The following is a 23,774-nucleotide window of genomic DNA, read 5'->3' as shown; positions in this document are numbered from 1 at the left end:
TCATGGCGTTCCGCAAGCGCCGCGAAGCGTTGCGTTCGATCCTGAAGGGATCGACCTGCGTTCGGCCGGGTTCGGTCTATGACGCCACCTCGATCCGGATCGCCGAAGACCTCGGCTTCGAAGTCGGCATGTTCGGCGGCTCGGTGGCTTCGCTCGCCGTGCTCGGCGATCCCGATATCGCGCTGATCACGTTGACCGAACTTGCCGAGCAGATGCGGCGGATGTCGCGTGCGGCTGGTTTGCCGGTGCTGGTCGATGCCGATCATGGCTATGGCAACGCGCTCAATGTCCGCCGCACCGTGCAGGAGCTTGAGGCTGCCGGCGCCGCGGGGCTCACGATCGAGGATACGCTGCTGCCGCAGGCGTTCGGACAGGCCAAGACGCAGTTGATTTCGCTCGACGAGGGCGTCGGCAAGATGAAGGCCGCGCTCGACGGCCGCGGCGATCCCACACTGGTCGTCATGGGCCGCACCGGTGCGGTGTCGATCACCGGTCTTGACGATGCGATTGTGCGCGCCAGGGCGTATGAAGCCACCGGCGTCGATGCGCTGTTCTTGACCGGCATCAAGAACCGTGCGGAGCTGGAAGCGATCTCCGCCGCCACCACGCTGCCGATCGTGCTCGGCGGCGCGCCTGAGGAAATGACGGCGCTGGATTATCTCAGCAGTCAACGCGTGCGGATCGCGCTGCAGGGCCACGCGCCGTTCGCGGCCGCCACGCAGGCCGTCTATGCGACGCTGAAAGCCTTGCGGGAGGGAACCTCGCCTAGGGATCTGAAGGGCCTCGCGTCATCCGACCTGACCGGCCGCGCCATGCGCGAAGCGGATGTGAAAATCCGCAGCGGCGATTTTCTGGGGCTCAAGAAATAAATGAGCGGCGCGATCTGCCAGGTCACGATTCGGGGCCGGGTGCAGGGCGTCGGCTATCGCGCCTGGGTCGAGCATGAGGCGACCAGGCGCGATCTCGAAGGCTGGGTGCGCAACCGCCGCGACGGCAGCGTCGAGGCGCTGTTTGCGGGACCTGAGGAGGTCGTCTCGGCCATGATCGAATCATGCCGGCGAGGGCCGTCATCGGCGCGGGTCGAGGCAGTGCAGGAAGAGGCCGCTACGTCCGACGCGCTGAATTTGCGGCGGGCAGGGGAGCGGTTCTCGGTGTTGCAGACGATTTAGGGCGATCACCGTTCTATCGCCGTCATCCCGCGTCAGCGCAAATGCGCTCATCGCTGACGCTGCGCGCGGCGCTGCGCTTTGCGCGCGACGATCAGGAACTTAACACGTGTGAGACGGTTGGCTGAGACCGAGAGGACATCATGGACACCCTCATTCCGATGTCCGCCGGCCCCGCGAGCGTGGGGCTTTGTTTTATGGAGAATTCGCATGGCTAAAAAATCCAAGCTGCTTGCCGACCTCTTTCACGAGACCCTGAAGGATGTCTACTTCGCGGAAAACAAGATCCTCAAGGCCTTGCCCAAGATGGCCAAGGCCGCGCAGTCGAAAGACCTGAAGGCGGCGTTCGTCAAGCATGAGAAGGAGACGCGCGGTCAGGTCAAGCGGCTCGAGGGCGTCTTCAAGATTCTCGGCAAGCGTCCCGTGGCAAAGAAGTGCGAGGCCATCATGGGCATCACCAAGGAAGGCGACGAGATCATGTCGGACTTCAAGGGAATGCCGGCGCTGGACGCCGGGCTTCTCGCCGCCGCCCAGGCGGTCGAGCATTACGAGATGTCGCGTTACGGCACGCTCAAATGTTGGGCTGATGAACTGGGAATGCCGGACGCCGTGTCCTTGCTGGATGCGACGTTGAAGGAAGAGAGGGCGACCGATTCCGCGCTGACGACACTGGCAAAATCGGTCGTGAATATCGAAGCCGAAGCACACATGTAAGGATTGAAGGCCCGGCTTCGGCCGGGCCTTTTCATTTGAGGATGCCTCAAGCCTTGACGCCTTAAGTCTTGCGCGTATGGCCCCAGGCCTCGTCCCAGTCCTCGCCGGCGGCATCGATGACGCGGCCGTCGGATTCGAAGAATTTGTTGGGGACCTGGAAGATCGCGAGCATTAGCCCGCCCTCGGGACACCAGGCGACGTGGCGGCTGCCTTGCTCGCGCCAGATGAATTCGCCGGCCTTGCATTCGATGCCCTGCGCCGGGCCTTCCTTGTCGACCAGGCTGCCCTCGAGCACATAGGTCTGCTCGATATTGACGTGCTCATGGTCGGGCAGCACGGCGCCGGGCGCAAACCGCATCAGCGCGGTCATCAGGCCGGTGGTCCGATCGAACAGCAGCGTCTTGGCCTCGCAGCCGGGAAAGCGGGTCTTCTGCCATTCCATGCTGGTGGGGCGAACGAGGTGGGAATGCGTGTCCGCGGTCTGCGCGCTCTTTGGGGGCACGGCGTCCATGGTGCTGCTCCGTTCGATCGGGTGTTGATCGGCTAATTCTGGGTTTCAGATATCAGGTCTCTCACAATGAAGCGCTCCGCACGCTGCCACGACTCATCCGTGTCGCCGCGGAACGTAATCAGCCGGTCGAACCTGAGTTTGTTTTCCGCGATGTCGACGACCTGAACTTTGGCGTTTTGAATGAGCGTGCTCATCTTTTGAATGCCGCCATAGAGCAGCCGGTTCGCGCCGGCGCTTCGCGCCTTTTCGAGCAGTTCCGCGGGCGGCAACTCGGCCGCGGCGCAACGGGTTCGCGGACAGGAGAGGGTGACAACCCGGTAACGCCCGTCACGCGCGAGGTCGGCGCGAATGGCGTCGGCGAAGGCCTGCAGCCGCGCCTGATGCTCGGCCTGCTGGTTAGTCGGTTCGCCGGAAGTGTCGAAATAGTCGAAATCGGCGACCGCGATCGGGATCGGCGGCGCTTTCACCTCTTCGCCTCGTGCGGACGACAGAGTGAGGAACACGCCAAGGCCGAGCACGAAACCCGCGGATCTGCACAGCGCTGCGGTTCGGCGAACAGCCGGCTCATCGCAAGACATTGGTTCCTCCCGATTATTGCGATGAGGCTATCCCAGGTCGGCACCGCGCGAAAGCCGTCCGCCGGCTCCCGCGAAGTTTCCCCAACGGCCCTTGACATTCCGTCTCGTTAGTCAGATATTTCTGTCATGACAGAAACAACCGCCAAGAAGAAACTCCCCACCGCCGTCGAGCGGTTCATCCTGCATTGGGGTGACATGGGGGACGAGTGGGGCGTCAACCGCTCGGTCAGCCAGATCCACGGCCTGCTTTATCTCGCCGAGGCGCCGATGACCGCCGACGACATCGCCGAAACGCTCGGCATGGCGCGCTCCAACGTCTCCAATTCGATCAAGGAATTGCTGTCCTGGAATTTGATCCGGCGGGTGCCGATCCTGGGCGACCGCCGCGATCATTTCGAGGCGGAAACCGACATCTGGGAAGTGGCGGCGCGGATCGCGGCCGGCCGCAAGGAGCGCGAGATCGACCCCGCCGTCGATGCGCTGCGCGCCTGCGTCTCCGATGCCGCCGACGATCCGACCATCAGCCCGGTCGCGAGCAAGCGCCTGAAGGAAATGCTGGCGTTCACCGAGCTGGTCGACCGCTGGTACATGCAGATGCTCAACGTGCCGCGGCCGCGGCTGGTGGCGCTGATCAAGCTTGGCGAGAAGATCGTCAGCTTCCTGCCGGTGGGAAAAGCCAAATAGGGGCAAAAGGTGCAGGAGCGTGCGATGGCGTCAGCAAGGATATCCAGATTTCCAGCCGAGCCCGCTTCCAACGAAAAATTGTTCGACGATTTTCGCTTCCATGCGCTCTTGCCCGATGAAGAATGGGGACGCCTGCCGCTGGCGATCTGGCGGCGATTCTCCAAACGCCTCGCCGATGGCAAGACTGTGGTCTATGTCGGCGAGATCGACGAGGCCTGTTTCAGCCGGATCGGCTGGTGGCTGGCGCAAGTCGCGCGCGTGATCGGCGGACCGTTGCCGACGGTTGCCGAAACCCAGATCCCGATGATCGTGGCGGTGACGGAAGACGCGGCGAGCGGCGGCCAGATCTGGACCCGCATCTGCGCGCGCCGGCATGGCTTTCCGCAGGTCATTCATTCCTCGAAACGTTTCGCAGGCCCGACCGGTCTCGAGGAATATGTCGGCTACGGCGTCAGCATGGCGTTGCGCATCTCTGTCGAGCACGAAGCGCTGCTGTTTCGCAGCGTCGGCTACGCCGTGCAGATCGGACGCCTGCGGCTGCCACTGCCGGAATGGCTGACGCCCGGCGATCTGACCGTGACCCACGCTGACCTCGGCGGCGGCGCGTTTCGCTTCTCGCTCGAGATCGTCCATCCCCGTTTTGGCCCGCTCATTCGTCAATCCGCCGTGTTTCGGGAGGCCGTATCATGACGTCGTTGCTCTGGATCCTGATCGCTGTTCAAGTCGCGATGGGCGTTTTCGACACGTTTTATCACCATGAACTGACCGAACGGCTGGCATGGCGTCCCTCGCAACGCTACGAGCTCAGGCTCCACGGCCTGCGCAACATGCTCTACGCCTTCCTGTTCCTGGTGCTCGGCTGGCTGGAAGTCCACGGCATTTTCGCGGTCATCGTGATCGCGGTGCTGGTGGCCGAAATCGTCATCACGCTGATGGATTTCGTCGAAGAAGACATGAGCCGGAAATTGCCGGCGACCGAGCGCATCAATCACACGCTGCTGGCGATCAATTACGGCGCCATTCTGGTGCTGCTGCTGCCGGTCCTGCTGGCGTGGGCGTTCGAGCCGGCCGCGATCAAATCGGCCTATGGCGGTCCCCTCAGTGTCGTTGCCGCGGCCGCCGCGGTCGGCGCCGGGCTCTGCGGGCTGCGGGATTTTGCCGCCTCGAGGCGCTTGGCGCGCATGATTAGCGCGCCTGCGCGCGGCCTTGTCGAGAAATTGCCTGAATGCCAGACGGTGCTGGTCACCGGCGCCACCGGTTTCATCGGCAGCCGATTGGTCGCGGGCCTGACCGGCGCGGGCCATCAGGTCATTGCGCTGGTTCGCAATCCTGCCAAGGCCGAGTTGCCACCGCCAATCACACTGATCACCAACCTCGATCAGTTGCCGGCGGACACCAAGATCGATGCCATCGTCAATCTGGCGGGGGAGCCGATCGGCAACGGGCTGTGGACCGAAGCAAAACGCCGTACGATTCTGGATTCACGGATTGCAATGACGGGCGATGTCATCAAGCTGATCGCGCGGCTCGAACGCAAACCTGCCGTGCTGGTCTCCGGCTCCGCGATCGGCTGGTATGGGCTCTGGCAGGATCAGGTGCTAACGGAATCAGCCAAATCGCACGCCTGCTTCAGCCACGAATTGTGTGAGGCTTGGGAGAATGCCGCGCGTCCGGCGTCCGAGCATGGCGTCAGGGTCGCCTATTTGCGGATCGGACTCGTGATCGGCACCGGTGGCGGCTTCATCACGCGGATGCTGACGCCGTTTGAATTCGGCCTCGGCGGGCCGCTCGGATCGGGCAAGCAATGGATGTCCTGGATCGAGCGCGACGATCTGGTTCGCCTGATCGCTCACGTGATCGCAAAACCCGACCTCTCCGGACCGGTCAACGCGACCGCGCCGATCCCGGTCACCAACCTGAAATTCACCGAAGAACTCGGCCGGCGGCTGCATCGGCCTGCGGTGTTCCGTATTCCCGCCGCCTTGCTGCGCCGGGTCGGCGGCGATTTTGCCAACGAACTTCTGCTGGGTGGTCAGCGTGTGCTGCCGAACAAGGCGTTGAGCAACGGATTTGTGTTCCGGCACGAGACCTTGCGCAGCGCGTTCGAGGCTATTTTGTGAGAAGTGCCTTTGACGACGGACCGTTCGTGGAGCGTCACCGCGTTAATTTCGCGATCGCGTCGCTCAACTGATGGATTTCGTAGGGCTTGCGAAGAATGGGGAAATGGCCGCGAACGTTCACCGCAGCATCGCTATAGCCGGTCGCCAGCAATATCGGCACTTCGGGACGGATTTCCTTCAAGCGACGCGCAAGGCTCAGGCCATCCATCTTGCCGGGCATGATAATGTCGGAGAAGACGAGATCGATGCCGTCGCGCTCGATTTCGCGCAAGGCGGCGTCGGCATCCGCGACCTTGCGGACGGTATAGCCAAGCTGTTCCAGCAAAGCGGTGCTGACCGAAGCGACCTCCGGATTGTCTTCGACCAACAGGACCGTGCCGCTTTGGCCGGTTTCGATGGCGTTGATGACGTCAGATTGCGGGCTGGCGTGCTCGCGCGGCAACAGAATCGTCACCGTCGTACCCTTGCCAATCTCGCTGGTCACCCTGACCGTTCCGCCGGCCTGGTGCGCGAAACCGTGAACCTGCGAAAGACCAAGCCCGGTGCCCTTGCCGATCGGCTTCGTCGTGAAGAACGGGTCGAATATCTTGCCGAGGACGTCGGGGGCGATGCCGGTGCCGGAATCCTGCACGGAGATCGCGGCGTATTCCCCGGCATTCGGTTCTTCGTTGAGCACATCGTTACGTGCGGCAATCGTTATTGTGCCGCCGCCGGGCATCGCATCGCGTGCGTTGATGACGAGATTGATCAATGCGGTCTCGAATTCGGCGATATCGACGGTGACCGGCCATGTGCTTTCTTCGACATCGAACTCCAGTCTTACGGCGCTGCCGACGCCGGTGTCCAGGACGTCGCGCACCGCGCTGATCCGTTCTGCCAGATTGATGGCTTGCGGATTTACGCTCTGTCGCCGTGCAAAGGTCAGCAATTGGCTGGTCAGCGCGGCGCCGCGCTTGGTCGCCGCCTCGATGGCCGCCACTGCACGCAGCAACCTGGCGTCGTTCCCCAAGCCTTTCTTCAGCGCATGGACGCTGCCGCTGACGATCATCAGGAGATTGTTGAAATCGTGCGCCACGCCGCCGGTCAGTTGGCCGAGCGCATCGAGCTTTTGGGACTCCGCGAGCTGTTTTTGCATTTTCTCGAGCTTGAGCTGGGTCTCGCGGCGCTCGGTAATGTCGCGGGTGATCTTGGCAAAGCCGACGAGTTCGTCGTTCTCCCGGATCGGATCGATCACGACACTCGCCCAGAAGAAGGTGCCATCCTTGCGGACGCGCCAGCCCTCTTCTTCGTACCGGCCCTGTTCTTTGGCAATCTTGAGGGCGCGAAGCGGCTTGCCGTTGGCTCGGTCCGCCTCGGTGTAGAAGCAGGAAAAATGCCGTCCGACGATCTCATCGGGCGAATAGCCCTTGATTCGTTGCCCGCCCACGTTCCAGCTCGTGACGATGCCGGTCGGGTCGAGCATATAAAGCGCGTAGTCAGCCACACCCTCGACCAGCAGCCGGAAACTGCGTTCGCTCTCGAACAGAACCCGTTGTCGCTGCTTGTCTTTTTTCAACATCTATACTCAGCCTCGACTGGCCAAAACGCACAGCAGTGGGTTTTGTTCCTGGGGGTCGGGAGCCTTCCTGGGCAAGGCGGCGCACGCCCGTCCTTCACGCTTCGCGTAATTTGCTAATAATCGATCGATGCTCAGAGCATGGGAAGGCAACAAATGATCGCAACACCAGGAACGGTATCGGCAATCAGCTTTGGCCGCCAGATGATTCCAGCAACGAGCTATCGGCTCGCGCGCCTTGGTGTGGCGGCGATCTTCCTGTTGCTGTGCAGTTTGGCGCCGACGCACGCCCAAACTTCGGCTTCCGGCTTCGATCCTGCCCTGGTCGAAGATATCGTGGTCGGCAGCCGCATCCTCGCCGACTTCGGTGTGGTCGATGGTTTCGGCCATGTCAGCGCGCGTCACCCCACCCATCCGAACCGTTTTCTGATGTCCCGCTCGCTGGCGCCGGCGCTGGTCACCGCCGACGACATCATGGAGTTCGATCTCGACGGCAATGCCGTCGATGCGCGCGGCCGGTCGGTGTTTCTGGAGCGCTTCATTCACAGCGAAATCTACAAGGCGCGGCCCGACGTGATGGCGGTGGTGCACACCCATTCGCTCGGTGTCATTCCATTCACGGTGAGCCAGGTGCCGTTGCGGCCGATGTATCACAATGCGGCGTTCCTCGCCGCCGGCGCGCCGGTGTGGGACATCAGAAAGGGCTTTGGCGCGACCGACATGCTGGTCCGCGATCCCCTGCGCGGCAAATCGCTGGCCGAGACGCTCGGCGACAAATCGGTGGTGTTGATGCGCGGCCACGGCGACGTGACGGTCGGGCCTTCCGTCCCGTTAGCCGTGTTCCGGGCCTATTATACCGACATCGATGCAAAACTGCAGTCGCAGGCGATCGCGCTGGGTGGCGGCGACATCAACTATCTGACGCCGGAGGAGGGCGCGAAAGCCGACACGGTCAATCTGGCCGTGCTCGACCGCGTCTGGAACTTGTGGAAGCTGCGTGTCGCTCCGACGCTTGCGAAATAGTTCATAGAGGAAAAGTCGCTCACGCCGCCGCCACCACACTGCGGAACGTTGCCGCCAGCTTGCGCAACGCCGCCAGTTTGGTGGGGTCGCTGACCTTCGAGTGCAGCATCACCTTTGAGGCACCAAGCGACGGCAGGCCCTGCGCCGGTCCGATGTCGATCAATCCCGCCGGCGCGATCCGCCTTGCCAGCGGTGCGATCGCAAGTCCCGCGAGCGCCGCCGCGGCCACGGCGGTGACGCCGCCACCGACGAACGTTTCGCTCCAGGCGATGCCGGCCTTGTCGAGCGCGCGGACCGCGATCGCGCGCACGCCGCAGGGCGGCGCCAGCGTCGCGAGTGGCAGGCTCTCGCCGCGATGCCAGGCGAACCGTTTGGTGGCGAACCAGCCGAATTCATCCACTGTCAATTTCTCGCCGCCGCGACGGCTGCCTTCCTGGCGTACGATCACGGCGTCAAGCTTGCCGGCATCATAGTCATCCTGCATCTCGCGCGAAAAGCCGATGGTCACGGAAAGCGCCAATTGCGACGACATCGCGTGCAGCCGCTCGAGCAGCGGCACCAGTTCCGGCCCCGCCGCGTGATCGCTGATTCCAAGCGACAATTGCTGCGGCGCCGGCCGCTCGCCCGACAGCGCGCGGTCATGCGCCGTCATCAGGGCGCGGGCGTGGGGCAGGAATGCCGCGCCGTCGGCGGTCAGGGTCACCGCGCGCGGCGAGCGTTCGACCAACCGTTTGCCGACCACAGCCTCCAGCCGCTGCAGTTTCATGCTGACAGCGGCCTGCGTCGTACCCAGCGCCTCGGCGGCGCGGGTAAAGCTCTGCAGTTCGGCGACCAGCAGGAAAGCCTGCACCGTATCGATATCCAGCGTGTTCATGTCATCATCAATAATTATTATCACTGTTATGAACAGAGATAAGATACCAAAATGATGTTGGCAGGTCTAGTTGGAAGGGGCGCGATCGATCGCGCACCGTCTCAAGGGAGAACGACCATGCCGCTTATCACCGTCACCTATGCCAGCGTCCGCAAGGCGCCGACGCTGAAGGCTGAAATCGCCAGCGCCGTCAGCGAACTCACCGCCCGGATCCTGCGCAAGGATCCCAAGGTCACCGCCGTCATCGTCAGGGCGGTCGACGCCGCCGACTGGTTCGCCGGCGTCAAATCGCTGGCGGAACAAAGCCTCGCCAGCTTCTGGCTCGACGTCCACGTCAGCGAGGGCACCAACACCAAGGACGAGAAGGCCGCCTATCTCGCCGCAATGTTCAAGCGCATGAGCGAGCTATTGGGGCCACTGCACAACGAAAGCTACGCCCATGTCGACGAAGTGAAGGGCGATGCCTACGGCTTTGGCGGACTGACGCAGGAGCGCCGCTATATCGCGGGCCAGCTCGAGGTCGCGTCGCAACGCGCGGTAGCGTAACCGGCCTTATACCGTCGCTTCCGGCAGGCGCGCCTTTACCGGACCGAACACGTCCTCAAAAGCCCGCCTCAGCGCGACGTCGACGTCTTCCAGCGTCACGGGAAGGCCGAGATCGACCAGCGAGGTGACACCATAGCAGGGGTCGGCGACGCCGCAGGGCACGATCGCGGAAAAATGCTTAAGCTCCGGCTCGACATTGATGGCGATGCCGTGGAACGAGACCCAGCGCCGCAACCGCACCCCGATCGCGGCAATCTTGTCTTCGTAACCAGCACCCTTGTCCGGCCGTTTGACCCAGACCCCGACGCGGTCCTCGCGGCGCTCGCCGCGGACGTTGAAGGCGGCCAGCGTCCGGATGATCCATTCCTCCAGACCCGCGACGTAGGCGCGCACATCCGGCCGCCGCTGCTTCAGGTCCAGCATCACATAGGCGACCCGCTGGCCGGGGCCGTGATAGGTGAGCTGGCCGCCGCGGCCGGTCTCGAACAGGGGAAAGCGGGGGTCGAGCAGATCGCCGGCCTTGCCGCTGGTGCCGGACGTGAAGAGCGGCGGGTGCTCCAATAGCCACACCAGTTCGCTCGCCCTTTGGGCCGCGATGTCGGCCACCCGCGCTTCCATCGCCGCCACGGAATCGGGGTAGGGCACCGGCTCGGCCGAAATTCGCCATTCGACGTCGCCGCCGCCAAGCGGGCGCGCGAAGGTCGTCAAATCAAGGCTTTGGCGGTCATTAACCATTGGCTAACCATAACGTGGTCAGGTGAAATCCTTAAGCAATCTAGTCCCGGTTTGGCGGTTCAGAAGTGGCCACCCTCGATAAAGTCAGCGTCGATCTCATGGTGGTGCTCGGCACCACCACCATGCCTATCCACCAGGTTATGCGGCTTTCCCGCGGTGCCATCATCGAACTGGACGCCACCGAGGCCGACGAGGTCAAGATCCTCGCCAACAACCTGCCCGTTGCCAGCGGGGTGGTGCTGGTGGATCGCAACCGGATCGCGGTCGAAGTCAAGCAAATGCTGCCGAAATTGCCGGGCGTTAGGTAGTTAATTCGGTCGCAAATCCGCCTTGTCCCTCCACCCCTGATTTGTTACATCGGCGCCGTCGATCCGGCAGCCCGATGGGTTTCAGCCGGTATCCCAAGCGCTCGTGGCGGAATTGGTAGACGCGCTGCCTTGAGGTGGCAGTGAGTAAAATCGTGGGGGTTCGAGTCCCTCCGAGCGCACCAGAAAATCGTTCGGTTTGAGCTCGCCCCGACCGATTCGGGGAACGAAATGTGCTGGTCCGCAATAGCGCGGCGGCGATTTTTGGGTAACGGAACAGGTCGATGCCTTGCTGTAACAGCGTTCGGGTAAACCGACAGATGTAGGACTTACCGGCCGGCGGTTCCGGTCTTACGGCCGCCGTTCGGCGTTCCAGAATCACCCGGAGCACATGCATGACGTTCCTGAGCTACGCCTATCGATTCGCCTCCAACTTCGTGTTCCTGGCGCTGGTTTATTTCAGCCTGAACTTCCTGGAAAAATACGAGCAGCGCGTGGTGGTCTCGATCCTCGTGCTGATCTATGCCGCGATGCACGCCGCATCGGCCCTGCGGTCGTTTTATTTCTTCCAGCGCATCGAGCGGCTGGAGATCGAGGCGCGGCGGCTGGCGTTGGCGGCAGCGGAAGGACCCAATGCGGCGGCCGCGCGCAGGCAGATCGTCACCGACGTCAGCGCGCTGCGCCATGCCGGTGAAATCAAGGCGTATATCGACCTGCTGTTCCTTGCCCTCGTTATCCTGCTGTGCATCGCCAAGATCGTGACGAATTGATCTAGCGCTTCTTCAGGCTGGCAACACGAACCGAGCGTCCGTTCTTCTTTACTTGCGCGGCGTGTTTGGGCGCGGCGTGGCCCGCGTGCGGGGCCTGGTGCGCGGCATGTTTGGAACGCGCGGCCTGCCGGGATGCTGCGGCCCGCGACCGGGCAGAAACGGGCTTGGCGAGTTCTTCCGTTTCGCGCGGAGCCGAAGCCGTCCGTTCCACGCGATGTGCCGGCGCAGCGGCCAGCATCGTCACGCGTGTCGCTTCCGGAATTTTGAAGACGCTCGCGGCCGGAATGGGCAGCGCGATCGCGGCGCCGGCTTGCGCGAACTGCGATGGACGCGGCCATAGCGCTTCCTGCGGCAACGGCACGGCGCGCATCAGCCGCGTACGATAGGCGAGGTCGGTGTCGCGCCAATCCAGATTGGACAGCGCGGGCGCGGGAAGCATGTCGGTCCCGGCAAACACGAAAGTGGGAATTTTCGGCCAGCGCGAAATTGCCACCGTCTCCGCGGCCGGATGCAACTGCCATTGCTGCGGTTCGGTCGGCGTGGCCGGCCGTTCCGGTGTCGCCGGCACCACTTGAACGATGCGATAGCCGCGGGCTTTCAGCTCATGCAGGATCCGGGGGAGTGCGGTGACCGTCCGCGGTTGAATGTCGTGCAGCAGCAGAATGCCTTTTCCCTTGGCCTCCAGCCGCTGGATCGCGAGATCATAGACGCGCTGCGGCGAGACATGCCGCCAGTCGTCGGCCAGGAAATCGGCGCTCCAGAGCTGGATGCCCTTCGATGCGACATATTCCTCGATCGCCGCGTTGCGGGCGAGACCCGGGATACGAAAGAACGGCGCGGGCGCGGTCCCGTCGGCAAGTGCCGCCGTTACTGAGGCGATGCCGTCGTCGATCTCCTTGCTGGCGCGGTCGATCGGCAACCGGTGCATGTTGGAGGGATGGTTCTGGGTGTGGGTGGCGACGGTGTGGCCGGCATCGCGGACCTTGCGCACGCCTTCCGGATTGGCATTGGCCTGACTTCCAATCGTGAAGAAGGTCGCCTTCACGCATTGATCGGCGAGAATTTGCAGGATCTGGTTGCTGTACTTCGGCAGCGGACCGTCGTCGAAGGTCAGCACCACCTCGTGATCTTCCAGCGGCAGCGTCTGGGCGTATTGCATGGTGCCGATCCTGGGATGCTCCCTTGGATCGACCACCAGCGTGCGCGACGTTCCGAGCGCGTCGGGATGGCCGGGACAGTCGGCGGCCGAGGCGGTCTGGGCCGCGACGCAGGCGACCATGCCAAGGAATGTGCCAAGACACAAAACGGCCCATGGCCGCTTCCGGACTCCCGCACATACGCTGGTGATCATCGAACCTTCTTACCAATTAACTCGGCAACTCAAATCATTAGCCAAGGCGACATGAATGCCGCCTTAATGGTCCGAATTCCACACTTATTTCGCGATTTCCGCGCCGGCGGCGACGGCCTTGGCGGCGGCCGGAACCAGCTGGACCACGCGATAGTGATTTTCGTGCAAATAACGCAGAAAAGCCGGCAGCATGGCCGCGGTTTGCGCCTTGGGGTCGTGCAGCAGGATAATGCCCCTGCCGGCGATTTTGAGCCGCTCGGTCATCAGCTTCAGTTCCGCTTTCGGCGTCATTGGATTCCAGTCGGTGGCCCAGAGGTCGGCGCCGAAAACCACGATGCCGCGCTTTTGCAGGAAGTCGAGGGTTGCCGGCGTGCTCTCGAAGCCGGGAAACCGGAAGAACGGCGTGCTCGGGGTCGTGGTTGCGACCCCATGGAGCGCCATTTCGACCGCGGAAATGCCGTGGTCGATTTCCCCCTCCGTCTCGCCCGGCTTGATCTGCTTCAGGCTGCGGTGCGTCCAGGTATGGTGCCCGATGGTGTGGCCTCCGGCCGCAATCTTTCGCACCAATTCGGGGGGGCTTGCCGATCAGGAAGAATGTGGCACGCACGCATTCACGCGCCAGCGCCGCCAGCACTTTGGGCGTCGTGGCGGGCCACGGCCCATCATCGAAGGTCAGCACCACCTCATGGTCCCGCAGCGGCAGGGTCTGCGGAAAGCTCTTCAGGCCGACGCGCGGATAGGTAGCGGCATCGACGGCGAGAACGCGTGAGGTGCCGAGCGCATCCTTGCGCGGGCATTCGGTTGCCTGCGCCGTCGCGATCCAGGCCGTTGAAGCAACAAGGGTCGCGAGCAACGCCTTCATGAAACTCCCGATCGTCAGCGGTTGGCCATATTTAGCATTGCGCTCGGCGTTGCCGATTGGGTAATGCGTGCAGCGATAGCTCAGACGAGTTCTCCAGTTCTGTCAAACCGGTGAGGCACGGCATGGCCGAGAATATCGACGTTGCCCAGCCCCCCGCTGCCGAGCCTTCCGTGCTCGACCGTTTCCCGATGCGGGATGAAGAGGGGCAGATCCGTCACGAATTTGTCGAAGAGATTACACGCGCCATCCAGGCGGCTGACAAGCCACTGCTGCGTGAAGTCGTGGCGGAACTTCACGAGGCCGATCTCGGCGATCTGATCGAGGCCCTTGAACCCGAGGATCGCGTCAACCTCGTGGAATTGACGGGTGCCGATTTCCACTTCTCTGCACTCAACGAGGTCGACGACGCCGTCCGTGAGGAGATCCTCGAGGAACTCGAACCGGAGACGGTGGCGGAAGGTGTCCGCGAACTGGAGTCCGACGACGCCGTCGAACTGCTGGAAGGTCTCGACGAGGAGGACCAGGAGGAGATCCTCGAGAAGCTGCCGCCGTCCGAGCGCGACGCGCTGGAGCGCCGCCTGCTTTATCCGGAAAACTCCGCCGGCCGGCGGATGCAGTCCGAGTTCATCGCCGTGCCGCCGGACTGGACCGCGGGGCAGGCGATCGACTACATGCGCGACACCCCCGACCTGCCGGCCCGGTTCTATGAAATCTACGCCGTGGATGCCGACAAGCATTGGCATGGCGCGGTCTCGCTGGACGCGCTGCTGCGCGCGCACCGGCCGGTGCCGCTCGCCGAGCTGGTCGATGAAGACCGCCGCCGCGTCTCGGTGCTGGACGACCAGGAAGAAGTCGCGCGGATGTTCGGCAAATATAATCTGGTCGCCGCCCCCGTCGTCGATACCACCAACCGGCTGGTCGGCGTCATCACCATCGACGACGTCGTCGACGTCATCGAGGAAGAGGCCGACGAGGATTTGAAGGCGCTGGGCGGCGTCACCAGCGACGAAGAATTGTCCGACAGCGTCTGGACCATCGCGCGCGGCCGCTTCAACTGGCTGCTGGTCAATCTCGCGACTGCGTTTCTGGCATCCTCGGTGCTCGGCCTGTTCGAAGGGCAACTGGAGAAGATGGTGGCGCTGGCGGTGCTGGCGCCGATCGTCGCGAGCCAGGGCGGCAACGCCGCGACCCAGACCATGACGGTGGCGGTGCGGGCACTGGCCACTCGCGAACTCGGATCGAACAATGCCTATCGCGTGGTGATGCGCGAGGCCATGGTCGGCCTCGTCAATGGTCTCGCCTTCGCCGTCATCACCGGCATCGCCGCAGTCGCCTGGTTCAAGATCCCGGGCCTCGGCGTCGTGATCGGCATGGCGATCGTTTGCAACCTGGTCGCCGGTGCGCTCGGCGGCATTCTGATCCCGATGGTATTGGAGCGGGTACGCGCTGACCCGGCGGTGGCGTCGGGCACCTTCGTCACCACGATCACCGACGTGGTCGGCTTCTTCTCGTTTCTCGGCATCGCCACGCTGTGGTTCGGGCTGAGATAGGCGAAGGGGACGGGCGAGGCCCGTATCGTTAATCGGACCTTAAGGCGGATCGCCGATGATTCCCGCCGGGGATTTGACCATGCAGCGCCTGCGGCTGAAAGCGGACGGACGGATCGTCGAATTGCGTGACGGGCAGGAGTTTCCGCTCGCGCCGACGATCCCCGGGCTCGCGCTTGCGATGCCCGCCGCGACGCCTGCCGAAGCCGCGCCGCTGCCGGCAGTTCGCGACCTCCGCCGCCGCGCGCGCCTGACCCAGCTTGAATTTGCCGCCCGCCTCGGTGTGCCCGTGGAGACGATCCGGAACTGGGAGCAGGGCAAGCGTGCGCCGCGCGGACCGGCACGGGCATTACTCGCCGTGATTGCGCATTCGCCCGACACCGTGTTCGCCGCGCTGGCCACGGAACCAACGCCGGCTTGATTGTCTGACAGGTTTGCTCGACGGTTTTCCTGGCGCGAACCGGGATCCACCCCGCTATCCAGGTGCGGGGGCAGGCTTTCGCTCGAAAACGCCATGAGTTGGCAGCCCAGTCGCTGCAGTCCATAATGGGTATCGACCTCGCGAGTACCCGTGCATGCAATTCGTCGAAGCCAACGGCGCAAAAATCCCGGCGATCGGGCTGGGCACCTGGGAGCTGCGCGAGCGAACCTGCGCGCGCATCGTCGAGCAGGCGCTGCGACTGGGCTATCGCCACATCGATACCGCACAAGTCTATGAGAATGAACGCGAGGTCGGCGAGGGGCTGCGCGCATCCGGCGTGAAGCGCGGCGACCTCTTCGTCACGACCAAGGTCTGGACCACCCATTTCAGGCCCAACGATCTCGAGCGATCCGCCAAGGAGAGCCTGGCGCGGCTGCGCCTGACCGAGGTCGATCTGTTGCTGCTGCACTGGCCAAATCCGCAGGTGCCGCTGCCGGAGACGCTGGGAGCGCTGGCACGGGTCAAGCAGCTCGGGCTGGCGCGGCATATCGGCGTTTCGAACTTCACCGTGGCATTGATCGAGGAGGCGGTCGCGGACTGTCCGGAGCCTCTGGTGTGCGACCAGGTCGAATATCACCCCTATCTCGACCAGACCAAGGTGAGGGAGGCCTGCGCGCGTCACGGCATGGCGCTGGTCGCCTATAGCCCGATCGCGAAGGGCCGCATCAAAGGCGACCGGTCGCTGGCGCGGATCGGCGACCGCTACCGCAAGACGGCGGCCCAGATAAGCCTGCGCTGGCTGGTGCAGCAAAATGTTGCCGCGATACCGCGGACATCGAAGCTCGAACGGCTCTCGGAGAACATCGACATCTTCGATTTCGAATTGTCGGATCAGGACATGCGCGAAATATCCGGGATGGGAAGCGCCAGCGGCCGGCTCACCGATTACGGCTTCGCGCCAAAATGGGATTGAGGGACGGTAGCGCCCGGCGCTATGCTCAAGTCCGGGGGAGACATCGAAAAATTGCAGCGTGACGATGGATCTGCGGCGGATCATACATACGGACATCACGGCATCGGCGGTTGCCCATCTGTCGCTGCTCGCTCTGCTGTTGCTGTTTTCCGAGGTGCATCCGTTCGGCGAGGTGACGGCCGAGACGGTCGCGGTCGATATCGTGACGCCGCAGGAGATTGCCGAAAAAGCCACAGCCGAGAACAAGCCCGAACCCGCGCCGACGCCAACACCAGCGCCGCAACTGGATTTCTCGCTGCCTGATAAGGCTGCAGCGGCCAGCGCTCCCACGCCGGCAGCTCAACCATCGGCTCCCGTGCAGCCGCAAAAGCAGGCCGCTTTAGCCGCTTCGCGCCCGGCTCCGCCGGCGCCCAGTCCGCCGCAGGCCGCATCGGCGTCGCCGGCGCCGGCCTACGCACCGCCCGAGCCGGATCTATCGATCAAATACCACGTGTTGCTGGGCTTGCCGCAGGATATCTCGCCGACGCTGCCGCCGGCGTCGCGATCCGGCGCCAAGGCAGGCGATAAGGCAGGCGATGATTTCGACGCGCCGGCGAATGAGTCCGCCGACATCGCCTCCAGTCTGGTCACGGAATTTCGTCGTCATCTCAGGACATGCTCAAAACTTCCCGCGGACCTGAAGGCCTCCGACGACGTCAAAGTGAAGCTGCGGGTATTGATGACGCAGGACGGCCGGCTCGCCGCCGATCCCATCCTGATCGAAGCCAGCGCCTCCATGAAGGGGCCGTTGCTGATGCAGGGCGCCATCAGCGCGCTGCAGGCCTGCCAGCCCTACGCCATGCTGCCGGCGGACCGCTACGGCGAATGGAAGGTGATCGACTTGAGTTTTACGCCGAAGGATTTCTCCGGATACTGATCGGCGAGACCAAATTTGCCGCAAAGCAACCCCCCGTTCACAGGTCTTCACGCAGGCTCCGGAAGAACGGGTGCAGGACCTTACCTTGTGGGTTCATGCTGACGATGAGCGGGAGCTTTTTGACTTCCGGTCTTGGGCCAGAAGCGGACATACTGCCCGCGACCGTCGATGTCCGCTAGGTGCCACAACCGGACTCATGCGCCGCAGCAACTAGCGATACTATTTGATCATCTCGTCGGCGCGCGCAAGAAGTGTTGGCGGGATTGTAATGCCTAGCAAACATTGCACCGCTCCAATGCCGACCGCACCCATCCAAAACCAATTCCGCCTCAAGCGCGGGAAGCAGCATGTGCTTCCCGCGCGGATGACGACCGTCACTTCACAGGCGGAAGACCGGCCACGGCGGCATCCGTTGGATTGTTCAGGCACTTCGGATGGCCAAACCCGCTGGCGCTCTGACCGACGCCGCCCTGTCCGTTGGGCGCTTGACCTGTACCGCCGGTGCCGTCAGTGTTCGGCTTTATGTCGAATATGATGTTATCCGGGTGGGCCGCATCAGCCACGCCTTTAACGCCTTGGAATTGATCGAGACCGAGGGCATTTCGGACCCGCCACGCCACCATGTGGTCGGTGCAGGAGGTGTCACCGCTGACGCCGACGCCACCCACCTTGACCCCGTTCCTGTAGAGCGCAAGACCGCCGCCGAACACGTTCACGCCGCCGATGCGCTGGCCAACCATGGGATCGGATGGCGTGCCGAACGAAGAACCGCTGGACGGGCCCGGGTTGAAGTTAGCCTGGCTAACGCCGGCGGTACCGGCAGGCGGACGGTTGCCATAAGCTGCAGCAGTATCGACCGGATTGCTGTGCTGCAGGCCGTAGAGGCTACCTCCCGGTTGCACGGCCGTGAACAGGTTGGCGGTCGACAAGGCGAGGCCACTTGGAAACAGGCTGCCGACAGGCGTCGCATTGTGCCCCACGCTGAAATCATTCGCGGTGTTCGCTTTCTGTGCGGAGATGACGCGGCTGCCCAGCCATTGAGAGGTGCCTTGGCTCCCCGAGAACGCGACGGCGCAGACGGTGCCATCGTTGGCGACGAGCGTCCCCCACATGTTGAAGCCCAGCCCGCCATTAGCGCCAGCAGCGGGCGTTATGGCGCTGATGAGCGCTGAACGAAGTTGCGAAAAGTCCGGCAGAGCGGAGCAATCCGCAAAGGCCGGGCCGGCCACCATGGTAACAAGAGCGCTGATCGAACATGAAAGTATCCGCCGTTGGACGTTCATTGTGCTGCTCCTCTGGTGCGATGGATGATGGGATGACAAACGAAACGCAGGTCCCATCGTGCCTGCGCGAAGTCCGATGAAATGCGCTGCTACTTCCGAGGCATAGCCTTGGGATGAAAAATCAGATCTAACGAAAGCGCGCGGTCCTCCTGGAATTACGAAACCTCGCGGCTCTTGAAGAACAATGTGACGTTAAGCGGGGACGACGCGCCCGCTTAAGACCATATCATGCATTCGGTCGTGAGATCAGGCCCGGGGCATACTCATTTTCCGTTTTCCGGGAAGCATGGCATTGCCCATCCCCAATGGGGATCAGAATGCGGCAGCGTGGCTGTCGGAACTCGACAGTTGGAAGACTCGGGGGCGCTCGAATGAAATATCCTTGCGTCGGCGACTTCCGAAACGGGTCATTCGCGACCTGGGCGAGCCAGTAGCAAGTCCGGTCATGTTCGCTATACCGCCGAAAGCGGAAGTAAATTCAGAGCATTTTTGTGCGCCTTCCCTCGATCCCGCATGACTTCTTCGCTCGAAGGTAGCGGTCGTGCAGTTTTTACATACAGGAAGGCGCTGCTGGCCCATCGGACTCCAGGCCGTGAACCCATAAATCTGCCGGGCGGAGGGCCCGCGAGAGTCCGCTATGCCCCGATAGCCGCCAAATTCCACAGCGCAGCGAAATGACGCGATGTGCCACAAGCAGACATCGGCACCTGATCGATCACCTCGTTAGCGCGCAGTAGGAACGATCCGAGCGCGTCGTTGACGACGTAAAGTGCATCCGCGCGACCACTGAGCGATGAGCGGCACCACGTGCCGCAGCGGCGGTGAGGCCTCGTTCGGCCCGCAGGTGCGGCAGCTCCTGCCAACCACTCAACGGAAATTTACTGGTTCGCCCGTTCGGCGGCGGCGGTGGCCATGTATTTCGAATAGAAATGCGCAACCCGCTCGCGCCACATTCCGACGAACGCCCCCGATGTCAGCTTATCCACCGATTTCCACGCGTCTTTGACGGCCGGAAGGGTATTCCCCCAGATCGCGCGTCGGCACCATCTTTGGCCCTTCTCCCTGCCTTCGCTGGTGGCGCACATCGATTTCCAGGCGATGCGATTGGGTTGGCTGATGTGCTCGGCGGCGCCTTCCCAGCCCTGCTGATGGATCAAGTAAAGATCGTTCAAGTCCGGCTTCCTGTGCGTCACCCACTGGAACAGAATGCCTTCGGTGATGACCTTGTAGGCTGCCGCAACGGCATTATCGCGGGGATTAAGAATGTCTCCGGAGCCGAATTTGCTGAACTCGTATTTGCTCAGCTGGAACAGCCCGATATACGACCCGGTGCGTTGCTTGGGGTCGAAACCGGACTCGATCCTGGCGACCGCTTTCATGAAATTGAAATCCAGACCGAAAGCGTCGGACGCGCGCTTGATCTCCTCGATCGGCGTTCCGACCGGGTTGTCCTTGAACGAACGCAAGACGATCGCCGCCGGCTTCTCGGCAGGCGGCAGTTCGGACCAGACATAACAAATGAGATACCGGAAATCCTGCGGCCCCGTGCTGGAGGGACCGCCGGATGCATCGCACGTTGTCGGCGCCGGTTGGGCGACATCATGGTGGCCCAAGTCCACCGATTCCTGCACAGGCGGTAAATCGGCCGACAGCGTCTGCGACGGATCGGGCAACGCGGCCACGACGATCGATTCCGGCTTGGCCGAGGCCGCCGTCGTGTCGGTGGCCGTCCCCGCCGCGGGTTCGGCGGCCGTCGCCACTTCGGCGCTAGCGACAGCGGCGTTCGCGACAACGGTGTTGGCCATTGCGATTGCCTGCGGTTCATCTGTGAGCCAGGCGTTGGCGGCGAGAGAGGCTGCGCCGTTCTCGATTGGCACTGCACCGGTGTTCTCGGTGCGGGCCGAACCGAAGCCAGCCAGCCAGCCGACGATGACCCCCGCGAGAACGAGCGATCCGCAAAACGCCGGCGCCACTGTCGTAAATCGCCGCGGGTTCATGATCCCGTCGCCTCCATAGGCTCCGCCGGAGCCGTGCAGAAAAGCCACGCATGCGAAAAGGCTCATTCTTGGGATCAATGTGGGTCGCGCAATGGCGCAAACGGCCCGCTCGTCAATTTTTCCAAAACATGTTGCCCGATTGCAACGCGTCGATCACAAGCAATTGCGCCCGTCTCAACGGCAACTCCCGCCGTAATTGTGAGTACGGTCCAATTTTCGACCCACTGCGACCAGATTTGAAGGAGAGGCTTGGCGCGCTGGTCGGGATGACGCATCAGGCGTCGGCGTCGCGCATCGTTTCGAAACGATGGAATCGCGCCTATGGACCGGGCGATGTTCGCTAAGGGATTACCAGCAATGCAGCGCGCGATAACAACGGCTGTATTCGTCATTTTCATGCTCCCTGCGGGGATCGCACACGCTCAATTTCTGTTTGGACCCCAACACACGTTCTGGCCAGGCCAATACGCTCCGTACAAACACAAGCACCACCGGCAGACAAACTCTGAAGCCGCGAAGAACGCTCGGCCCGAGCCCCTTCCGAAGGGCCCGCTCCAGATCATCATCTCAATAGCAGACCAACGAGTCTCGCTTTTTGACAACGGCGCCCTGATCGCACGCTCTTCGGTGTCCACGGGAATGGAGGGGCATCCTACGCCCCTCGGCGTGTTCAGCGTGATCAGCAAACAACGATGGCACCGTTCAAATATTTATAGCGCCGCCCCCATGCCCTACATGCAACGCATCACCTGGTCGGGGATAGCGTTGCACGCCGGTGTCGTGCCTGGGCATCCGGCGTCACACGGCTGCATCCGTTTGAAAAATGATTTTGCCGTTCGACTCTGGCGTCTCACGAAGCGCGGCGCGCGCGTGATCATTGCGCACGGTGATGTCCAGCCGGTCGAGATAACCAATCCGCATCTTTTTCAACCGAAAGCCGCGTCCGGTTCGTCGGAATTCCAGACTGCCACCGTCGCAACCGAGAGCATCGGTACAGCCGCAGCAACGCAGGGATCACTGGTGTCAAACGCTGAGACTCCGGAAGCCGCCGGTCTCCAGGTGCCGGGCTCGGGTCCCGCTGCAAGCGCGCCCAAAAAGATCGTCCCGATCTCCATCTTCGTCAGTCGCAAGTTGAGCAAGCTGTTCGTGCGTCAGGGCTTCACGCCGTTGTTTGATGTCGCGGTCAAGATCGAAAATCCGGAGGAGCCCCTGGGAATGCACGTGTTTACCGCAATGGAATTCCCGAGCGAGGGAGCGGCTATTCGCTGGACCGTCGTGTCGATTCCGGACGAGTTTCCTCGCATCGAGGGTGCCACGAAAGAGCGCGAAGCGCCCGTGAAGCAAATTGCCCTATCGGTACCGTCGCCCGATAAAGCCAACGCTGCCATCGACCGCATCGAAATACCCCGGGATACGGTTGAGAGGATCTCTGAACTACTGACGCCGGCCTCTTCATTGATTATTTCCGACAACGGATTTAGCCATGAGACGGGAAAAGACACGGATTTCATCGTGGTAACGCATTGATGCGGCGGCGCAACCCACCAACACACGATGCCGCTGCGCAAGTCCGCTTTTCTTCCACGGGTTTAAACGACCTCGTGGTCTGAGAAAATTATGTCCGTTGTCGGTCTGCTCGTCATTAAGCCGATGTCTCAGATGGGTCAAAAGCTGACCTTTCCGCCCTGAAATGCGACTTCCGTTATACCCCCGACAGCGGACATCGCCTGCCAAGCCATGTCCGAAAAGTGCCAACAACGGACTCATGCACTGCAGCAAACAACTCGTTATTCTATCACCTCATCGGCGCGGGTGAGCAGCGAAGGCGACAGTTCGAGGCCCAGCGCCTTGGCAGTCTTGAGGTTGATGACAAGCTCGAACTTGGTCGGCTGCTCGACCGGCAGATCGCCGGGCTTGGCGCCCCGGAGAATCTTGTCGACGAAATCGCCGGCGCGCGAAAACAAGTTCGCGTAGTTCGGCCCATACGACATTAGGCCCCCGGCATCGACGTAGTCCCGAACGGCGTACATCGTGGGCAGTCGCGCCGCTTGCGCCAAGGTGTTGATACGTGCCCGACTGGCAATTACCAGAGGATCGCTGACTGCATACAGCGCGCTTGTGACGCTGGCACCGGGCGGCTCGAAGGCAACTTGCTCTAGGTCGTCAGCGCGCCGGATTTCGAGTGTGGCGGCCTCCAGGCCGAGCTTGCGGGCGGTGGTTTCGATCTCGTGCAGCTCCCGCATTGAGGTGGGATTGCCGGCATTCGCCAGTATCAACAGCCTGCGAAGCCTGGGAAGCAACTCTCGCAAGATTTCGAGGCGTTTGTCCGCAAGATCGGCGGATTGATTCGATACGCCAGTAACATTGCCGCCCGGCCGGGAAAGGCTCGTGACGAGCCCGGTGCCAAGCGGATCGGGCGCGACAGCGAAGACGATGGGAATGACCGACGTCACTTGCTTGACGGCGACAGCCGCGGAGCCGACTGTAACGATGACGTCTACCTTGAGCCGGGCGAACTCGGAAGCAATCTCGCCGTAGCGCTCGGTGCGCCCCTCGGCCCAGCGATATTCGATGGCGACAGTGCGATTCTCGATCCAGCCGAGTTGGCCCAGCCGGCCCACAAAACCGGCAGTCCATGCGCTCCAGGCCGCCGGCGTGGCCGCGCCGAGAAAGCCGATGGTCGGGAGTTTTCCGGGCTGCTGCGCCCGTGCCGGAAGCGGCCAACTCGCCGCCGCCCCACCCAGCAAACCAATGAACTCACGCCGCTTCATGCGCGCCCCCAGGGTAAGACGCTTTTTATTGCTGAGAACGGTCCGTCTGAAAAGTGGTCTCTAGGTGACATC

Annotated in this window: 24 protein-coding genes, 1 tRNA gene and 1 pseudogene; 16 read left to right on the top strand and 10 right to left on the bottom strand. The window is 62.7% G+C overall.

Annotated features, from left to right (window positions below; genetic code table 11):
- Window positions 1–2 precede the first annotated feature (2 nt).
- The 3 genes from V1289_RS49195 (at window position 3) to V1289_RS49185 (ending at window position 1,880) form a co-directional block, all read left to right on the top strand.
- Window positions 3–869 carry an isocitrate lyase/PEP mutase family protein gene (locus tag V1289_RS49195; protein WP_334407125.1) on the top strand — a complete coding sequence of 289 codons (867 nt, stop codon included), beginning with the start codon at window positions 3–5 and terminating at the stop codon, window positions 867–869.
- Window positions 870–1,169: an acylphosphatase gene (locus tag V1289_RS49190; protein WP_334407123.1), complete on the top strand. Its 300-nt coding sequence runs from the start codon at window positions 870–872 to the stop codon at window positions 1,167–1,169. It begins immediately after the preceding gene.
- A 207-nt stretch (window positions 1,170–1,376) separates the two neighbouring features.
- A complete protein-coding gene (locus tag V1289_RS49185; protein WP_334407121.1) occupies window positions 1,377–1,880 on the top strand; it encodes a YciE/YciF ferroxidase family protein in 504 nt (167 codons plus the stop codon).
- A gap of 61 nt (window positions 1,881–1,941) precedes the next feature.
- On the opposite strand, the gene V1289_RS49180 is transcribed toward V1289_RS49185, so the two are convergent.
- Window positions 1,942–2,391: a cupin domain-containing protein gene (locus V1289_RS49180; RefSeq protein WP_334407120.1), complete on the bottom strand. Its 450-nt coding sequence runs from the start codon at window positions 2,389–2,391 to the stop codon at window positions 1,942–1,944.
- A 32-nt stretch (window positions 2,392–2,423) separates the two neighbouring features.
- Window positions 2,424–2,969: a DUF3280 domain-containing protein gene (locus tag V1289_RS49175; protein ID WP_334407118.1), complete on the bottom strand. Its 546-nt coding sequence runs from the start codon at window positions 2,967–2,969 to the stop codon at window positions 2,424–2,426.
- A 126-nt stretch (window positions 2,970–3,095) separates the two neighbouring features.
- On the opposite strand from V1289_RS49175, the gene V1289_RS49170 reads away from it, so the two are divergent.
- The 3 genes from V1289_RS49170 to V1289_RS49160 are packed head-to-tail and all read left to right on the top strand — an operon-like array spanning window position 3,096 to window position 5,773.
- A complete protein-coding gene (locus V1289_RS49170) occupies window positions 3,096–3,653 on the top strand; it encodes a GbsR/MarR family transcriptional regulator (RefSeq protein ID WP_334407116.1) in 558 nt (185 codons plus the stop codon).
- 24 nt (window positions 3,654–3,677) lie between these two features.
- Window positions 3,678–4,343: a DUF4166 domain-containing protein gene (locus tag V1289_RS49165; protein ID WP_334407114.1), complete on the top strand. Its 666-nt coding sequence runs from the start codon at window positions 3,678–3,680 to the stop codon at window positions 4,341–4,343.
- Window positions 4,340–5,773 carry a TIGR01777 family oxidoreductase gene (locus V1289_RS49160; RefSeq protein WP_334407113.1) on the top strand — a complete coding sequence of 478 codons (1,434 nt, stop codon included), beginning with the start codon at window positions 4,340–4,342 and terminating at the stop codon, window positions 5,771–5,773. The genes V1289_RS49165 and V1289_RS49160 overlap by 4 nt, the downstream gene beginning before the upstream one ends.
- Before the next feature lie 34 nt (window positions 5,774–5,807).
- Here the strand turns inward: V1289_RS49160 and V1289_RS49155 are convergent, their stop codons facing one another.
- Window positions 5,808–7,331, bottom strand: a complete 1,524-nt coding sequence (locus tag V1289_RS49155) for an ATP-binding protein (RefSeq protein ID WP_334407111.1) — start codon at window positions 7,329–7,331, stop codon at window positions 5,808–5,810.
- A 153-nt stretch (window positions 7,332–7,484) separates the two neighbouring features.
- Here V1289_RS49155 and V1289_RS49150 point away from each other — a divergent pair, with 153 nt between their 5' ends.
- The gene (locus V1289_RS49150) at window positions 7,485–8,351 is read left to right on the top strand and encodes a class II aldolase/adducin family protein (protein WP_334407110.1); all 867 of its coding nucleotides are present in this window, start codon (window positions 7,485–7,487) and stop codon (window positions 8,349–8,351) included.
- A gap of 19 nt (window positions 8,352–8,370) precedes the next feature.
- Here V1289_RS49150 and V1289_RS49145 read toward each other — a convergent pair whose 3' ends face one another.
- Window positions 8,371–9,225: a LysR family transcriptional regulator gene (locus V1289_RS49145; RefSeq protein WP_334407109.1), complete on the bottom strand. Its 855-nt coding sequence runs from the start codon at window positions 9,223–9,225 to the stop codon at window positions 8,371–8,373.
- A 117-nt stretch (window positions 9,226–9,342) separates the two neighbouring features.
- Between V1289_RS49145 and V1289_RS49140 the strand changes: the two genes are divergently transcribed.
- Entirely contained in the window at window positions 9,343–9,771 is a 429-nt protein-coding gene (locus V1289_RS49140; RefSeq protein ID WP_334407108.1) for a tautomerase family protein, read from the top strand.
- A gap of 6 nt (window positions 9,772–9,777) precedes the next feature.
- On the opposite strand, the gene lipB is transcribed toward V1289_RS49140, so the two are convergent.
- A complete protein-coding gene (gene lipB / locus V1289_RS49135; protein WP_334407107.1) occupies window positions 9,778–10,506 on the bottom strand; it encodes a lipoyl(octanoyl) transferase LipB in 729 nt (242 codons plus the stop codon).
- 65 nt (window positions 10,507–10,571) lie between these two features.
- Between lipB and V1289_RS49130 the strand changes: the two genes are divergently transcribed.
- From V1289_RS49130 to V1289_RS49120, 3 genes are all read left to right on the top strand, one after another.
- Window positions 10,572–10,814 carry a FliM/FliN family flagellar motor switch protein gene (locus V1289_RS49130; protein ID WP_074276133.1) on the top strand — a complete coding sequence of 81 codons (243 nt, stop codon included), beginning with the start codon at window positions 10,572–10,574 and terminating at the stop codon, window positions 10,812–10,814.
- 97 nt (window positions 10,815–10,911) lie between these two features.
- A tRNA-Leu gene (locus V1289_RS49125) sits at window positions 10,912–10,996 on the top strand.
- A 210-nt stretch (window positions 10,997–11,206) separates the two neighbouring features.
- The gene (locus tag V1289_RS49120; protein WP_334407106.1) at window positions 11,207–11,581 is read left to right on the top strand and encodes a hypothetical protein; all 375 of its coding nucleotides are present in this window, start codon (window positions 11,207–11,209) and stop codon (window positions 11,579–11,581) included.
- Between the two features lies 1 nt (window position 11,582).
- Here the strand turns inward: V1289_RS49120 and V1289_RS49115 are convergent, their stop codons facing one another.
- Window positions 11,583–12,932 carry a polysaccharide deacetylase family protein gene (locus tag V1289_RS49115; protein WP_334407105.1) on the bottom strand — a complete coding sequence of 450 codons (1,350 nt, stop codon included), beginning with the start codon at window positions 12,930–12,932 and terminating at the stop codon, window positions 11,583–11,585.
- Window positions 12,933–13,016: 84 nt separating this feature from the next.
- A pseudogene (locus tag V1289_RS49110) lies at window positions 13,017–13,794 on the bottom strand (polysaccharide deacetylase family protein).
- A 122-nt stretch (window positions 13,795–13,916) separates the two neighbouring features.
- Between V1289_RS49110 and mgtE the strand changes: the two are divergent.
- From mgtE to V1289_RS49090, 4 genes are all read left to right on the top strand, one after another.
- Window positions 13,917–15,344, top strand: coding sequence for a magnesium transporter (mgtE, locus tag V1289_RS49105; protein ID WP_334407104.1), 1,428 nt, complete (start codon window positions 13,917–13,919; stop codon window positions 15,342–15,344).
- 79 nt (window positions 15,345–15,423) lie between these two features.
- Complete coding sequence (locus tag V1289_RS49100) at window positions 15,424–15,762, top strand: helix-turn-helix domain-containing protein (RefSeq protein WP_334407103.1); 339 nt, start codon at window positions 15,424–15,426, stop codon at window positions 15,760–15,762.
- Between the two features lie 154 nt (window positions 15,763–15,916).
- Entirely contained in the window at window positions 15,917–16,735 is an 819-nt protein-coding gene (locus tag V1289_RS49095) for an aldo/keto reductase (protein ID WP_334407102.1), read from the top strand.
- 64 nt (window positions 16,736–16,799) lie between these two features.
- Window positions 16,800–17,651, top strand: a complete 852-nt coding sequence (locus V1289_RS49090) for a hypothetical protein (RefSeq protein WP_334407980.1) — start codon at window positions 16,800–16,802, stop codon at window positions 17,649–17,651.
- Between the two features lie 374 nt (window positions 17,652–18,025).
- Here V1289_RS49090 and V1289_RS49085 read toward each other — a convergent pair whose 3' ends face one another.
- A complete protein-coding gene (locus V1289_RS49085; protein ID WP_334407101.1) occupies window positions 18,026–18,883 on the bottom strand; it encodes a hypothetical protein in 858 nt (285 codons plus the stop codon).
- Window positions 18,884–19,812: 929 nt separating this feature from the next.
- Complete coding sequence (locus V1289_RS49080; RefSeq protein ID WP_334407100.1) at window positions 19,813–20,931, bottom strand: transglycosylase; 1,119 nt, start codon at window positions 20,929–20,931, stop codon at window positions 19,813–19,815.
- A gap of 321 nt (window positions 20,932–21,252) precedes the next feature.
- Between V1289_RS49080 and V1289_RS49075 the strand changes: the two genes are divergently transcribed.
- The gene (locus V1289_RS49075; protein WP_334407099.1) at window positions 21,253–22,458 is read left to right on the top strand and encodes a L,D-transpeptidase; all 1,206 of its coding nucleotides are present in this window, start codon (window positions 21,253–21,255) and stop codon (window positions 22,456–22,458) included.
- Window positions 22,459–22,718: 260 nt separating this feature from the next.
- On the opposite strand, the gene V1289_RS49070 is transcribed toward V1289_RS49075, so the two are convergent.
- Window positions 22,719–23,702, bottom strand: a complete 984-nt coding sequence (locus V1289_RS49070; RefSeq protein WP_334407098.1) for an ABC transporter substrate-binding protein — start codon at window positions 23,700–23,702, stop codon at window positions 22,719–22,721.
- Between the last annotated feature and the right edge of the window lie 72 nt (window positions 23,703–23,774).

The sequence above is a fragment of the Bradyrhizobium sp. AZCC 2289 genome (assembly GCF_036924615.1).
In the GTDB taxonomy this organism is placed as follows: Bacteria; Pseudomonadota; Alphaproteobacteria; order Rhizobiales; family Xanthobacteraceae; genus Bradyrhizobium.
This window is presented reverse-complemented; position numbering and strand designations above follow the sequence as displayed.

Bases quoted from the DNA above. Each gene is read 5' to 3' on its own strand.
- V1289_RS49180 (WP_334407120.1), bottom strand. From the start codon at position 2,391: ATGGACGCCGTGCCCCCAAAGAGCGCGCAGACCGCGGACACGCATTCC.
- V1289_RS49185 (WP_334407121.1), top strand. From the start codon at position 1,377: ATGGCTAAAAAATCCAAGCTGCTTGCCGACCTCTTTCACGAGACCCTG.
- V1289_RS49155 (WP_334407111.1), bottom strand. From the start codon at position 7,331: ATGTTGAAAAAAGACAAGCAGCGACAACGGGTTCTGTTCGAGAGCGAA.
- V1289_RS49170 (WP_334407116.1), top strand. From the start codon at position 3,096: ATGACAGAAACAACCGCCAAGAAGAAACTCCCCACCGCCGTCGAGCGG.
- V1289_RS49095 (WP_334407102.1), top strand. From the start codon at position 15,917: ATGCAATTCGTCGAAGCCAACGGCGCAAAAATCCCGGCGATCGGGCTG.
- V1289_RS49190 (WP_334407123.1), top strand. From the start codon at position 870: ATGAGCGGCGCGATCTGCCAGGTCACGATTCGGGGCCGGGTGCAGGGC.
- V1289_RS49085 (WP_334407101.1), bottom strand. From the start codon at position 18,883: ATGGTGGCCGGCCCGGCCTTTGCGGATTGCTCCGCTCTGCCGGACTTT.
- V1289_RS49075 (WP_334407099.1), top strand. From the start codon at position 21,253: ATGGACCGGGCGATGTTCGCTAAGGGATTACCAGCAATGCAGCGCGCG.
- mgtE (WP_334407104.1), top strand. From the start codon at position 13,917: ATGGCCGAGAATATCGACGTTGCCCAGCCCCCCGCTGCCGAGCCTTCC.
- V1289_RS49160 (WP_334407113.1), top strand. From the start codon at position 4,340: ATGACGTCGTTGCTCTGGATCCTGATCGCTGTTCAAGTCGCGATGGGC.
- V1289_RS49140 (WP_334407108.1), top strand. From the start codon at position 9,343: ATGCCGCTTATCACCGTCACCTATGCCAGCGTCCGCAAGGCGCCGACG.
- V1289_RS49070 (WP_334407098.1), bottom strand. From the start codon at position 23,702: ATGAAGCGGCGTGAGTTCATTGGTTTGCTGGGTGGGGCGGCGGCGAGT.
- V1289_RS49090 (WP_334407980.1), top strand. From the start codon at position 16,800: ATGGATCTGCGGCGGATCATACATACGGACATCACGGCATCGGCGGTT.
- lipB (WP_334407107.1), bottom strand. From the start codon at position 10,506: ATGGTTAATGACCGCCAAAGCCTTGATTTGACGACCTTCGCGCGCCCG.
- V1289_RS49165 (WP_334407114.1), top strand. From the start codon at position 3,678: ATGGCGTCAGCAAGGATATCCAGATTTCCAGCCGAGCCCGCTTCCAAC.
- V1289_RS49080 (WP_334407100.1), bottom strand. From the start codon at position 20,931: ATGAACCCGCGGCGATTTACGACAGTGGCGCCGGCGTTTTGCGGATCG.
- V1289_RS49100 (WP_334407103.1), top strand. From the start codon at position 15,424: ATGCAGCGCCTGCGGCTGAAAGCGGACGGACGGATCGTCGAATTGCGT.
- V1289_RS49195 (WP_334407125.1), top strand. From the start codon at position 3: ATGGCGTTCCGCAAGCGCCGCGAAGCGTTGCGTTCGATCCTGAAGGGA.
- V1289_RS49145 (WP_334407109.1), bottom strand. From the start codon at position 9,225: ATGAACACGCTGGATATCGATACGGTGCAGGCTTTCCTGCTGGTCGCC.
- V1289_RS49150 (WP_334407110.1), top strand. From the start codon at position 7,485: ATGATCGCAACACCAGGAACGGTATCGGCAATCAGCTTTGGCCGCCAG.
- V1289_RS49115 (WP_334407105.1), bottom strand. From the start codon at position 12,932: ATGATCACCAGCGTATGTGCGGGAGTCCGGAAGCGGCCATGGGCCGTT.
- V1289_RS49120 (WP_334407106.1), top strand. From the start codon at position 11,207: ATGACGTTCCTGAGCTACGCCTATCGATTCGCCTCCAACTTCGTGTTC.
- V1289_RS49175 (WP_334407118.1), bottom strand. From the start codon at position 2,969: ATGTCTTGCGATGAGCCGGCTGTTCGCCGAACCGCAGCGCTGTGCAGA.